Source organism: Dyadobacter sp. OTU695 (assembly GCF_038440355.1).
Classification (GTDB): domain Bacteria; phylum Bacteroidota; class Bacteroidia; order Cytophagales; family Spirosomataceae; genus Dyadobacter.
Genome location: NZ_JASATN010000004.1, coordinates 329,304 through 342,731, shown reverse-complemented (window position 1 = coordinate 342,731; position 13,428 = coordinate 329,304). Strand labels below are relative to the sequence as shown.

General features: G+C 49.2%; 13 protein-coding genes. 5 read left to right on the top strand and 8 right to left on the bottom strand.

All coding sequences use genetic code 11. The annotated features are described in order from the left end of the window. Positions 1-72 precede the first annotated feature (72 nt). From AAHB90_RS11505 to AAHB90_RS11480, 6 genes are all read right to left on the bottom strand, one after another. Positions 73-615: a dihydrofolate reductase family protein gene (locus AAHB90_RS11505; RefSeq protein WP_342085211.1), complete on the bottom strand. Its 543-nt coding sequence runs from the start codon at positions 613-615 to the stop codon at positions 73-75. Between the two features lie 63 nt (positions 616-678). Further along, positions 679-1,461: a helix-turn-helix domain-containing protein gene (locus tag AAHB90_RS11500; RefSeq protein WP_342085210.1), complete on the bottom strand. Its 783-nt coding sequence runs from the start codon at positions 1,459-1,461 to the stop codon at positions 679-681. Between the two features lie 27 nt (positions 1,462-1,488). Beyond that, complete coding sequence (locus tag AAHB90_RS11495; RefSeq protein WP_342085208.1) at positions 1,489-1,866, bottom strand: RidA family protein; 378 nt, start codon at positions 1,864-1,866, stop codon at positions 1,489-1,491. Positions 1,867-1,924: 58 nt separating this feature from the next. After that, a complete protein-coding gene (locus AAHB90_RS11490) occupies positions 1,925-4,027 on the bottom strand; it encodes an HRDC domain-containing protein (protein WP_342085207.1) in 2,103 nt (700 codons plus the stop codon). Between the two features lie 100 nt (positions 4,028-4,127). After that, positions 4,128-4,847, bottom strand: a complete 720-nt coding sequence (locus AAHB90_RS11485; protein WP_342085206.1) for a LytR/AlgR family response regulator transcription factor — start codon at positions 4,845-4,847, stop codon at positions 4,128-4,130. After that, positions 4,844-5,869 carry a sensor histidine kinase gene (locus tag AAHB90_RS11480; protein ID WP_342085205.1) on the bottom strand — a complete coding sequence of 342 codons (1,026 nt, stop codon included), beginning with the start codon at positions 5,867-5,869 and terminating at the stop codon, positions 4,844-4,846. Before AAHB90_RS11480 ends, AAHB90_RS11485 begins: the two co-directional genes overlap by 4 nt. Before the next feature lie 243 nt (positions 5,870-6,112). Between AAHB90_RS11480 and AAHB90_RS11475 the strand changes: the two genes are divergently transcribed. From AAHB90_RS11475 to AAHB90_RS11465, 3 genes are all read left to right on the top strand, one after another. Next, on the top strand, positions 6,113-6,490 hold the full coding sequence (locus tag AAHB90_RS11475) for a hypothetical protein (protein WP_342085203.1): 378 nt from the start codon (positions 6,113-6,115) through the stop codon (positions 6,488-6,490). A 5-nt stretch (positions 6,491-6,495) separates the two neighbouring features. After that, positions 6,496-7,545 carry a serine hydrolase domain-containing protein gene (locus AAHB90_RS11470; RefSeq protein ID WP_342085202.1) on the top strand — a complete coding sequence of 350 codons (1,050 nt, stop codon included), beginning with the start codon at positions 6,496-6,498 and terminating at the stop codon, positions 7,543-7,545. Positions 7,546-7,671: 126 nt separating this feature from the next. Continuing rightward, positions 7,672-8,442 carry a metallophosphoesterase family protein gene (locus AAHB90_RS11465; protein WP_342085201.1) on the top strand — a complete coding sequence of 257 codons (771 nt, stop codon included), beginning with the start codon at positions 7,672-7,674 and terminating at the stop codon, positions 8,440-8,442. Between the two features lie 9 nt (positions 8,443-8,451). On the opposite strand, the gene AAHB90_RS11460 is transcribed toward AAHB90_RS11465, so the two are convergent. Together AAHB90_RS11460 and AAHB90_RS11455 are read right to left on the bottom strand one after the other, a co-directional pair. Then, a complete protein-coding gene (locus AAHB90_RS11460; protein WP_342085200.1) occupies positions 8,452-11,505 on the bottom strand; it encodes a two-component regulator propeller domain-containing protein in 3,054 nt (1,017 codons plus the stop codon). Between the two features lie 47 nt (positions 11,506-11,552). Further along, entirely contained in the window at positions 11,553-12,185 is a 633-nt protein-coding gene (locus tag AAHB90_RS11455; RefSeq protein WP_342085198.1) for a response regulator transcription factor, read from the bottom strand. Positions 12,186-12,515: 330 nt separating this feature from the next. Between AAHB90_RS11455 and AAHB90_RS11450 the strand changes: the two genes are divergently transcribed. Next, positions 12,516-12,905, top strand: coding sequence for a hypothetical protein (locus AAHB90_RS11450; RefSeq protein ID WP_342085197.1), 390 nt, complete (start codon positions 12,516-12,518; stop codon positions 12,903-12,905). 39 nt (positions 12,906-12,944) lie between these two features. Further along, positions 12,945-13,373: a response regulator gene (locus AAHB90_RS11445; RefSeq protein WP_342085196.1), complete on the top strand. Its 429-nt coding sequence runs from the start codon at positions 12,945-12,947 to the stop codon at positions 13,371-13,373. The last annotated feature ends 55 nt before the right edge of the window (positions 13,374-13,428 follow it).

Below are 13,428 nucleotides of genomic sequence, written 5' to 3'. Positions count from 1 at the left end.
TGTTCAATAACGAACGGTTACATGTTCAAACACGAACAGTTTCTATTATCAATTAAGCCACTTGCAACTCCTTCATCCTTCATCTTTGTCAACACTATAACGCAGCGATACCAAACCCGTCGAATAAGACTTACTATTTATAAGTGTAAGATGTGTACGGCTACTTGACCGGGGGAACAACGGCCTGCCAGCGCCAAGCAATATAGGATGTACCGACAGCCACAACTCATCGACAAGCCCTTCTTTCATCATAGCCTCCATAAGTGACGCTCCGCCATATAACCAAATATCTTTACCGGGTTGTTGCTTGATTTTGCGGGCTTCATCCATCGCGTCCTCCGCGACGAGTACCGCACCGTTTTTCACTGATTTTAAAGTTTTAGAAAAAACGTATTCTGTCAAAGGAGGCATGCCCGGAATGGCTTCCCCGCTATTGCTTTCTGCAAATTGCTGTGCGATCTCATAGCTTTTCCGACCGATAAAGATGGCATCTATCTCCGTAAAGAATTCATTTAAGCCGTAATCCTGATCTGTAAAGCACCAATCAAATTCACCGTTGGGCCCCTCAATGTATCCATCCAAGGTGATGGCAAGTCCTAAAATTAATTTTCGCATGTCAGTGTTGTTTTTTCGCAAAACTACACGCTTCCTACTTACCGGAATTGTACGAAATGGACATCAAAATAAAATATGGCCCGCAGCTACGACCTCGCCGGGAGAATGGCCTGTATAAACTTTATAGTCACGTATAAAATGTGCCTGGTCGTAGTAACCGCTCAGGTGTGCAATTTCCGTAAGTGAAATACGCGGATATTCTACCAGATATTGAAGCGAAGAATTGAACCTGCAAACACCCAGGTATTCTTTGGGAGACAAGCCAACGCTTTGATGGAACCGCCTCGATAACTGTCTCTGGCTCAGACCAGTTTCTTCGGCCAGTTTATGGACATTTATCGTGCCGCGGGTAAGCTTCGCCTTATTCAGGCAATAGGCTACCTGCCGATCCTGTTTCTTCAATTCCAAATGCCCGAGCAAAAAGTCCTGCACTGCGGAACTGCGTCCTTCATCGTTGGGGATGCACGCCAGTTTATCTTCCAGTTCAGAAATCGGGCCATTCCATATGTCGCAGAAATTGACGGTAGTGTCCCTAAATAAATGCGTGGGCACTGGAATGAATGGGTATGCCATTCCGGGATAAAAACAAACAGCCAGACACCCGGAGCCTTTACGCATCTGAACATCCACCGGGCGGCTTAGGCGAAAGGACACGATACTGCGCTTATGCAAAGCCCGATCTATAACTGCGATCGGGCTGTTGGTGTAGTTCAGGAATAATTCTACGCACGTATCCGGCAGCACCCGTACCTGATTCCAGTCTGCCTCTTCCTCGCATTCCATTGAACATATCGATTTTACGTAGCTCTGTAACTGCGGAAGAATAGGATATGATCGAATGCGCATGGGACAAAAAAATAACCTAGTTCAGAATTAGCTGGCTTTTAGCTCTAAACTAGCCATTGTCGTTAACTCAACCCGCGCCTGTTTGGGCAAGCCTGCCACGGCGATACACGTACGGGTAGGAAATCGGTCAACAAAATAAGTCTGGTACACGGCGTTCAACTCGTCGAAATATCTCATATCCGTCAGGTACACCGTAACACTCACAATGTGGCCGAAAGTCAACCCGTGCTCATGAAGAATGGTCTCAATGTTTGTAAATACCTGCTTTACCTCATCCTGGAAAGAGGTAGTGACTAATTGTCCGCCGGCAGAACCAATCTGCCCTGAAATGAACAAGAATCCGTTGGAAACCAATGCTTTTGAAATCGGCACCGCCGGTGCAGAAGGCTTTTCTGTTGTACTCATGTGATAAATTGTTATTATAAAGTTTAATCCTAATGGCTGCAATATACCCTGGTACGCCTTAGAAAAGCTCATTCGTCCCATTATTGGCCATAATAATGCGTATAATATCAGGCCCGAAATCCGATGCTTTGGCCTGACCGAAATTTTTGATTTGTGATAATTGAGTTAAAGTACCTGGCATTTTCTGAGCGACCTGTGTCAAAACAGTATCCGACACGATCGTATACGGCTGCACATTGCGCTGCTGGGCTATATCGGCACGCCATTCAAGTAGTTTATCAAAGAGCGGTCCCTCTGCTACGTGGAGCTTTTTGGAATCCTTCTCCGATTTTGAATCGCTTTTGTTCGACTGGTATTCACGCAGGACCGTTGCGGCAGTTGAAACGAGTCCATCCAGATCAGCGGCCGTTGGTAATCCTAAAAAGATCGTCGCTTTCAGCCCAACGGAATGCCTCAGCCGTGCCGCGGCCAAATGAAAGTCTGGGTTCATCGCGCGCTGATCGCATTGGGAGAGCAGATCGTCTATTTTGCGAGCGCCTTCATGGAGCCTGGACGAGAAATAGGCAATAGCTTTTGTCAACCGTTCAGGCAGGGATGCCGTGCCGCCTTCGTCGGGCTGGTCCAGAAGTACCGACAACTCTTGCCTGTGAAAACTAACCGAGACCTTAATCAACTCGGAATTAATCAGCTTCGATATAACTTCGGTTCCCGGCCGGACAAGCCCCTGGAGCAGGTCATTTTCCCTGATAAAGCCCAGCACAAGTTCCCAGCTCTCCGCCAGGATGGTGAAGTCAAACAAATCTGTCACCGCCTCGCGAAGGCTGCCGTATCGGAGTGCAGCCAGGGTCGAATTGTCATATGCATTAATCAAAGCATTTTGCATAAAGGCTTTTACCGCCGGGGCCACCATTACGCTGGCCGCGTCGACGGGCCTGAGCAACACGAGTCCGTCCAGCGAACGGCAGCGGCTCAGGGCCACATAAACCTGGCCCGCCGCAAATGCGCTGCGTACATCGACCACCAGCTTATCGAAGGTAAGGCCCTGACTTTTATGAATCGTTACGGCCCAGGCCAGCCTTAGCGGCAGCTGCGCAAATGTCCCCGCGCTGGACTCACTGATCTTTCCCTCCGCTTCCGACAAGGCGTACTTCACATTCTGCCAGATTTCCGGAATTACGATAAAATCCGAGCCGTCATCTGAAAAAGTAACGTGGACACGCCCGTTCTCAATGCGCGAGACCCGCGCGGCCCGCCCGTTGTAGTACTGCTTCTTTCCCGAACTGTCATTTCTGATAAACATCACATGGGCCCCTTCTTTCAGAATGAGCTCCTTTTCGGCCGGATATGCCTCCGAAGGAAAGTCGGCTGAAATACTCGCGCTGAAAAGGTGTTCAGGGGTTGGTAATGCGCCAAGCCGCTGCTCGTTAATCTCCTTGACCTTGTTGTTGTGGGTAGAAAGGGTAACGTAGTCGGAAAGCTCCAAACCCGGCCCGGAAATATATCTTCCATTGAGCGCCGCAAGGGTGCTTTCGGTAACCTTGCCATCTCTGACGCTGTTGAGGATGTCAATAAACACCGGATCGCTCTGACGGTATACACGCGACAGCTCAAAAGTCAGAAAGCCCGAAGAAGCCCAAACCAGACTGTCAAAGAAATACGGGCTTTTATAAACCGGGCCTAATACATCCCAGTCGTTGTTGGTAACCGGTGGGAGCTGATATGGATCGCCAATCATCAGTAATTGAACACCACCAAACGGCCTTGCCGACGCTCTCACAAGCCGAAGTAGCGCGTCGATGTAATCCAGCACATCTGCCCGTACCATACTGATCTCATCGATGATCAGAAGTTGCATCCGCCTGAGCATTTTTTCCTTTTCCGGGTTCACCGACCGGATCGCCGGCTGCGGCCGGTGCTTGCCACGCACGCCCGGGATCACGGGGCCCAGCGGAACCTGGAAAAAAGAGTGGATCGTCACGCCACCTGCATTAATGGCAGCCACGGCCGTCGGGGCTACGACAACCATTTCTTTGGCCAGGTTCAGGCGAATATGTTGCAGAAAGGTGGTCTTACCTGTCCCCGCCCTGCCGGTTAGAAAAATGGGCTTGTCGGTTTGGGTAAGATAATTCAGGATAGTTTGATGATGAATGTCGAGTTGCATGCTGGTTTTTGGATGCAAATTAACCCGAATCCAGCATGCGTATGAACCGTCTTCTGATTTTTATTAGCGTTAACATTTCCCCAGCGGTCGATAAGGAAGCTCAACTGACGTTCCGCTGCTGAACGCGCTCCATCAAGGCGTCGCGGTAGGTTTTGCTCACGGGGATTTCCTTTTTGCCTATCCAAATCGAATTGCCCTGAATGGCTTCGATTCTGGAAAATTGAACAATGAACGAGCGGTGAACCCGCATGAAACGCGGCGCTGGCAATATCTCTTCTATTTTGCCGAGCTGCAAAAGCGGCATCAGACGGTCCGCCCCGCGATGGATGATCACATATTCGCCATAAGCTTCAACATAGTCGATGTCGCTGAATGCCACCTTGTGAATTTTCGCGTCCGATTTGACAAAAATGTGGTCCAACCCGTTATCAGTGGCGACATTTTCCTGCATATCATTACGAGCTCCCAAATGGTCCATCGCTTTACCGACTGCCTGGAAAAACCTTTCAAATGCAATAGGTTTGACCAGGTAGTCAAGCGCATTCAAATCATAACTTTTAACCGCATACTCTGTATAGGCGGTGGTAAATACGGTCAACTGACCCTTCGCGAGCGTTTGCACAAAGCTGATGCCATTAATGTCGGGCATTTGAATATCCAGGAAAAGCAGGTCGACTTTCCTGCTTTTCAGGACAGCCGAAGCTTCGATGGCATTCGCGCAGGTTGCTACCAGATCTAGCATCGGGATTTTGGAAACATAATCTGTGAGCAGTTTTCGCGCCAGGACTTCGTCGTCGACGATCATGCAGGTTATTTTCATAAACTCAAAGTCAATCGGATTTCAAATGTATCGGCATTATCGGTGATTTCCAGCGTGTGCCTGCGCGGATAAGTGAGATCCAGGCGCTTTTTTAAGTTCGCCAGGCCAATACCACCGTGCTCGTTTGCGGTGGGTATAGCCGGCCTTTTTGTATTGAAACAATAGAAATAAAGCTTATTCGGATCGTCCACGTCCAGGCGGATACGGATGCAGCCATGGGCGTTCAGGTCCAGATCCGAGTGTTTAAAGCAGTTCTCAAAAAAGGTCAGCAACAACAGCGGCGCAATCCGGTGACCGGCGCCGACGCCGGTCACTTCAAATGAGATCTGTTGCTGGAAAAGGTCTGATTTAAGTTTCTGCATCTCAATAATGTTACGCAGGAAAGCCACCTCATCCGGCAAAGGCACCCATTGCTCCTGGCATTGATACAGCATATACCTGAGCAGTTCGGAGAGCTTCATGATCATCGGCGCGGCATTATCCTCTTTCAGGTAGGCAAGCGTATAAATGTTGTTTAGGGTGTTAAAAAGAAAATGCGGGTTGATCTGACTCTTGAGAAATTGCAGCTCGCTTTCCATCTGCCGCCTCGACAACTCGCTCTGCGTTTGCAGGTTCTTAAACCGGTCGACCGCAAATTTCCAGGCCGTGCTGATGATGAGCACAACCATAAAAAAAAGGTAGACCCGCATAAACTGAAACGCCCTCGGGTATTGAATATTCCGTTTCAATGCCAGCTTCAAGTCCGCGGGTACCAGCGTCAGTTGCACTTTTGAAAACAACACCAGCATCACAAAACAAAGCAGTCCGTAGAGCACGTAACGCCGCTTTTCCAGGAAAAGCGGGATCAGAAACAGCATATTCACGTAAACAATAGCTACCTGCAGGCCTACATTCACGCTTGCCGTCCGTACGGCACCGGCCACCTGCTGGCTGTTGGAAAACATCAGTACCCAGATCAGCCAGTAGCCTACCCAGGCAAGCGCGGTCATTGCAGGAAACTTCTCAAAGGCTGTTCTTTTCATTTGCCGGTCTATTGATATGCAATGCTAAGCTATAACCGTCAAATCCGGAACAATCTCCTGCGAATCCCCTGCATTATCCGACGAGCTTCCGATTTCGACGGTTGAATTACATTTCTGGACGGCTCGAACACGTTCAACGGAAATCCATGGCCTTCTGTCCCGACTCTCCCTGCGCTCATTGATTTACTTTTTTGTTCTGCCGACCGTAGACTTGTTTTGAGCTGAAACCAAACAATCCATCCAATGAAAAACCGAACCACAATGCGCTGTTGCATCCTTGCAATGTTGTTATTTGCCTCTGCCGCGCATGCACAGCCAAACCGGCTTGCTGATATGCCGGCCCAGGAGCGCGCCCAACTGCAGACCCAGCGAATGAAAGAATCACTGAAGCTCGATTCCGCTCAGGTTGTAAAAGTAGATTCGATCAATCTGAGTTATGCCCGCAAAATGGACCCGGTGCTCAGCGGCAGCGGAAACAGGCTATCCAAACTCAGAGCGTTTCAAGAGATCAACGCCGCCAGGGAAAAAGAGCTCCAACAGGTGCTCAGCCCCGCGCAATTCAGGCAATACAAACAGCAGCAGCAAGAAATGAAGCAGCAATTGAGAAAACGAAGATCATAAAGCGAATGAAAAAAATATTTGAAATCCTGACCGCCTGCGCATTAGCAATCTGCTCTTGCCGCACCGGCGAAGTCGCACCGCAAACGCCCAACGATTACAATTTTGACGCGATAGACCAGTTCATAGACGCGCACCTGGCCGACTACAACGATCAGGTAATGGTACTGGTGTCTCAGAACGGTCAATTGATTTATAAAAAAGGAGCCGGGCTCGATGAACATACCAGCAAACCCATCGCATCGGCCTCCAAATGGCTCTCGGCGGCAGTCATTATGACCCTTGTAGAAGAAGGCAAACTGGCGCTTTCAGATAGCATCGGGAAGTTTTTACCGCTATTCACTGCCCACAAAAAAGGTAGCATTACCGTTCGGCAACTGTTTGCACATACAGCTGGTTTTGGGGGTGACTCTCCGCAAAAATATGAATACAAAAGATTGATGACGCTCAGCCAGGCGGTTGATTCCATTGCTGTTTATACGCCACTTGTTAGCCTTCCGGGGACAGAATTCGATTACGGGAGCGCAGGCATGCAAATCGGCGGCCGGATTGCCGAGATCGTGTCAGGCAAAAAATGGCAGGATTTATTCAATGAGCGCATTGCCAGGCCTTGCGGGATGACGGCCGATTACAGCCCGGCCCGCAACCCGATCATCGCAGGCGGAGTGCACACCACGGCAGCCGACTATCTCAGGTTCCTGGAAATGATCGTCAACGGCGGCACTTTGAATGGCAATCGGGTACTAAGCGAAAGCAGCATTGGGATAATGCTTGCCGACCAAACCGAAAACGCGAAAATCACCGGCACACCCTACGCTAACAATCCCTTCTCCCCCACCCCCCAAAGACCCGTGCGGTACGGTGTCGGCAATTGGCTGGATGTGGTCGATACCGACGGAAATGTATTGGAAAGCAGTAGTCCAGGGCTATTTGGAACTCACCCCTGGCAGGATTCGAAACACAAAATTGCAGGTATCGTTTTCACTCAAACCACGCCCAGGCAAAGCAATATGACCAGCCTGGAAATCCGAAAGATGATCAGGGAAATTGTTGATTGAGCGGCCGGCCGTGCATGGATGGCGCACGATTTGTTGGAACTGGAAATTTGTTTACATCCAACAAACATCGTAATATTGCGATGATGTAATTCCAACAATGAAGTCAAGGGCTTATACTGGTATTAAATGAAAATTGCTTTATTCTCCGACATTCATGCGAACCTGCCCGCATTAGAGGCTTTCTTTAAAGACGTAGAAACGCGTGATACCGATGCCATTTACTGCCTGGGCGACCTGGTGGGCTACAACATCTGGCCCAATGAAGTGATCGACGAAGTCCGCAAAAGGCGTATTCCCACCATTACCGGGAATTATGATTTCGGCATCGGTCGCAGCAGCGATGATTGCGGTTGTGCGTACAAAACCGATGAGGAAAAGGAAATGGGCAAAGTGTCCATTGCCTATACCAATGAAGTGGTTAAAGAAGAACAGCGCGCCTACCTGCGTACGCTTCCCGCGCACATACGGCTGGAATTCCAATTGAATGATGACAAGTTCAATATTCTGTTGGTACACGGGAGCCCGCGAAAGGTCAATGAATACCTCTTCGAAGACCGGGACGAAAAGAGCCTGATGCGCATCATGGAGCAGGCGGATGCGGATGTATTATGCTTTGGGCACACCCATAAGCCGTATCACCGCATCTTGAATTCGGGTATTGATGGAAATGACCATTTCCGCCATGCGATCAACATTGGCTCTGTGGGAAAGCCGAAGGATCAGGATCCTCGCGGTGGCTATGTGCTGCTGACCCTCAACGAAAACAGCTCGATCCAGCACAAAGACAGTATCAAAGTCGATTTCATTCGTTTTGAATACGATGTGGAAAAAGCGGCCAGAGCCATTGAAAGCAGCCCGTTGCCTAATGCCTATGCCGATATGCTCAGGAATGGTTAACGGCCAGGTTCACTGGGGCTGTCGAGGAAACGCAAGCACGACCGTTGTGCTTGCCTCGTTCCGCACGGTCACTGTAATACGGATACCTAGCAACACGCATAAGTCTTTGACGATCACCAGGCCAATTCCTTTCTGGTCGGGATATTGGGAGGCGTGGAGCCAGTCTTCATAAGATCTGTAATCCTTATTCAACCAATTTGCCTGATCCTGCGGTAACCCGCCACCGTCGTCTGCGATGATGATACGCGTTTGCCCGTTTTCAATACCGGCGGATAACGTTATTTCCGACTGACTTGCCTTCAATGCATTGTCGATCAGGTTATGGATTATAATTGAAACAAGGTTTCGGTCGCTGTGGATCGTAAGGTCCGGGTCGATGGTGTTTCTGACAGTGACGCCCCTGAATGTAGCGACCGCAGCAAAGAGCCCGGAAACATTGCAGACCAGTTGCGAAGCGGAAAAGGTACTCATTTCCATCCGCGACGATGCATTTTTGCTTTGCAGTTTGATGTAGTCCAGGAAGTTCTTGGTAAGCGCCCCTAGCCTTTCGGAGGTGGTGAGGGATTCGTCGCTCATCCGGGTAATGAGCGGGTCGGCAGTGCTTTGCTTATGCAGGTAGGCATTGATTTGTTTGAGTGAGAAACCGATATAATGCAATGGCGTCTGAATATCGTGGTTCACGGCAGCGATGATCTGGCTGATCACCCGGTAATGGCGTATAAGACTGGCCTCGCGCTCTTTCCTGACAAGACTTTCAGTCCTTAATCTCACAGAAACAAAGAACAATGCAGCCAATGTCACAACCAGCAACGACTGAAACCACCAGGTTTCGTACCAGGCGCGTGGAATATGGAGGTAAATAGTCTTGTAGGTGTAATCTCGGGCACCGAACCCGCTGATCTTGCGAATTTTCAGCACATAATTGCCATAGGAAACTTTCGATACCGGAATGACAAAATCCGCATTGACCGGCGTCCAATTTTCCGCACGTCCATCCCCGGAAAGCGAATACTGCATTTGTATGTTCCTGCTGTTACCCAAATACGGCGTGGAAACCGTCAAACGTAATAGCTCGAAATCCCGTGATATTTGCAGGCTGTCCTGCACGGGTAGCACTTTCCCGTCTTCATGGACTGCATTAATGAAAATGCCCTTGTCGGGGAGCACGGGTATGACCGTTTCCGGCTTGTACCATACCAGCCCGTCCATCGAAGGAAGCGAAACGGTTCCGTCCGCCAATGTCAGGGCGCAGGGTTGACAGCCGCCATTGAATTCATTCGTGTCAAATCCGCTCCGCTTGTCGTGATAAAGGTAATATACCGGGTTCCGGCTGTCTGCAACATAGTCCAGCAACCTTTTTTTCGACACCTGAAACAACCCGCGGTTGGTAGTAATCCAGAAAAAGCCCTTTTTGTCTTCAATAATACAATGCGCGGCGGCCAGGAAACCGTCACTGTCCAGCGGGAATCTTACTACTTTGTTATTTTTTAAAAGATAGAAGCCATTTCCGTAGGTCGTAATCCAGACTCCGTCGGCGGTTTTGTAAAAACTCCGTACCGTCATATTGCGAAATGCGTTGACCCAACTCGTAACGCCCGTGCGGGTATTAAGCCTGTAAAGGCCCGTTTCGGTACCTAAAAACAGCGTTTCTTCATTCTCTCTGTCTATAATCGTGACCTTGTTTGCATTGAGTGTGAACTTGCGCCACGGCTTGTAGCGTCCTTCTGAGGCCTCAAATGCATGAACTACGTTATTTTCACACCCGATCCACAACTTGCCTGTCGGTTCGACGTAGAGCGACATTGCGTTGTCCAGCAACGCTACATGCTGAAGAATTTTCCGACCGGTCGGATCGAGCCGATACAGATCATGGCCGACGCCAAACCAAAAAGTGCCGTCAGGGTTCTGTGCCATGGCGAATTTATAACCGATACTCTCCATAAAAGGGGAAACTCTTTCTGCGGTAAGATGGGTACCATCAGCATTGCTTCCCAGTAAATACCCCTGTGCAGTCAAAACGGATCGTTCCCGCGTCGGTATCTGGGCGTAATAGACGTTATCCGCATTATCTGCATACAATTTGTTGGTTTGAAAGTTCTCTTTTTTCAGCAGAAACAGCCCTTTTGTGCTGCTTCCCAGAAACAGGAAACCTCCGGCTTCATCAAAATAAGCGCTGATGATATTACGGTTTCCAAAATCAAAGTCTTTCAAGATCAGCCGCGTAGTCAGGCTGCCATTCTCTGTCGGTTTAAGGATATAAAAGCATTTATTGAAATAAAGAAAAGCCTGGTGCGAAACATTGTTCCAAAAAAGGCGGGGACGGTGCTTCGCGCTTCGGAAAAGCGGGTTCAGCAGAATGTCGCCACCGATGGCAACGTTGCCGGAAGCTGCCGTAATCGCCTTGAAATTTCCGGCGCTATCGGTCGCATAGGGTTTGGATCCGATCAGAAAAAAGTCCTGGAAAGGCCCCTTGGCTGTAAAAGCCCGTTTTCCATGTTCAAAACAGGAAATCCTGTCACCTTGCCAGATATAATAGGTATTGCTATCCGCTGCGGCGAAGTAACTGGATACAAAAGGATAAAACGGGTACTGGGCCGGCAGGCTGCTCAGGTTACTGTTATGCCGTACCTCGTTCCGGATAAATGGGTTTCGCTTCTGATACCTGTGGTAAAAAGTTGTGTCCACCCGGGCGAGCCCATTGCCCAGGACACCGATGTATTCATTCTTTTCGGACAATGCGTAAAATTCATAAGGCCTCCGTTTGCCATAGTCTGCAACAGATGGGATCAGCACACGGATCCGGTTTGTTGTAATAGGGATTACCGACCTGTCAAATGTCATGAAACGATGCCCGTCGAACCGCACAAGGCCCACCTCGGTTACAAGCCATATGAAACCGTTGCCATCCTGGGCAATCGCTTTGACGCTATTTTGGGGGAGGCCGTTTTCGTCCGTAAAATGCTGTAACCAGTATTCCGCAGCCTGCTGCTGGGCTGTCACACGGCCGGTGATCAACAGCCCGATTATACAAGCCGGAATAAGTTGGAACAGGAGATTTCTCATCGTCAGGCCGAAATACTTTTAGACCGGAGTGATATCGCAGTCGTATGCTAACCGTTCAAGTCAAAATAGGTTGTTAGCTGGATTACATTTTCTACACCCAGTTTCTCGAAAATCTTGGACTTATAAATACTGACCGACGAAGGCGAAAGGTTCAACTGCTCGCTGATAGATTTGGCCGGCACACCTTTCACCAGCAGCAGCGCGACTTCCAGCTCTCTTTCAGAAAGCTTGTCCGTAACAGATTCTTCCGGGCCTTTTGCATTGAACAACTGGCGAAACGCGTTTTGCATGACCTCCGCACTGGCGTAAGTTTGCCCGCTCAACACTTTGTCCACCGCATGTGTAAAGTCTTCATTGATAGCAGTTTTGGAAATATAACCGTTTGCACCGGCTTTCAGGAACGGCAATGCGTAGAGCTGCTCGTCATAGCTCGAACAGACCAGTATCGGTATCCCGGGCTGTTTCAGCCGGGCCGAATGCACCATGCCTACTTTATCGCCTCCCGGAAGGTTGATATCCATGATCAGCAGATCAAACTTTTGATTTTCAAGCATGGCGATTGTTTTCCTGAAATCAGTGGTAGCGGTAATAACTGCATCCGGCCTGTGGTCCATCAGCAAAAACTGAATACCCGCTAATACTAACGGATGGTCTTCGGCGATGATAATCTGAATGCTCATTGGGATGGGGCGGTAATACTTAGGGTTTATCCCTGGTAATAATAAAAAAAATCACTCATAGTAGTACTTCTATATGTCTTTAAATTTCTTAAATAAAATATTAAAATTCTTCAATCAACTATTCAACTTCTTGTAGTGCCGGGACCATGTATACGAAATACTTTTGTTTCATGGCGGATCGGTGATATATACCATCGGTTCGGAGAAGTGGACTATGCGAAGGGACCATGTTGAGATTTTCATGACGTTGAGTGAGTTGATCATCTCCCGGCTAAGCCGGGAGACCTGATTTAAGCTCACACCCTCCCATCCAAAACAAATTTCCGATTTATGAACGTAGCACTCATAGACAGGCACCCGGTGTTCCGCACAGGCATACGCCTGATGCTAAAAAGTCGGTTCAACAACATCCATATGCTCGAAACCGGCTCAATACACAGTCTCACCCGGGCGAACAACCTGGGGGATATCGACATTGTGATCATCGGACTGTCGGAAGAGCAACCCGAAATAGATAGGGCGGTATTAAAACGGGTGATGAAAAAAAATCCACTTGCATCATTCATCGTATACGCCGCTAAACCATGCCTTGCGTCGGTGAGATTGCTCATGCGTATGGGAGTCAAAGGTTATCTCAACAAAAATGGCTGTCCGGAAGAGTTGGTTAGGTGCCTGAATGCGGTCGCAGCCGGGGAGCCATTTGTTTGCCATCAGGCCTAGTGGTCGGGACCAACCTCAAAACGTGTAAACCTATCCCATATGAACGTAGCACTCGTCGATGAGCACCCGGTATTCCGGACTGGCGTCCGCGCCATGCTCAAAAGCCAGTTCGACAACATCGCTACCCTGGAAACCGGGTCTATGCACGACCTGGAAAAGATTACACAGCTGGAAATTTTCGACATCATCATCATTGGCCAGTCAGAGGAACATCCCGAGATGGATTACCCGGTCCTGAAAAGGCTGATGAAAAAAAATCCCCTTACCTCGTTCATCGTCTACGCCAGCGCACCCGACCATAAGCTGGCACGCTCACTGGTACGCATGGGTGTAAAGGGCATACTAACCAAACACGCCTGCTCGACCGAACTTGTGACATGCATACGTTCGGTGCTGTCACATAATCCCTACCTCAGCCCCCAGATGCTTGCCGGCATTAAAGTCAAAGGAGCAAACGCAGGCCAATGACACAGGCCGCAGCACCAGAACATCCGGCTCCTGGACTCGCCAGAACGGCCATGGA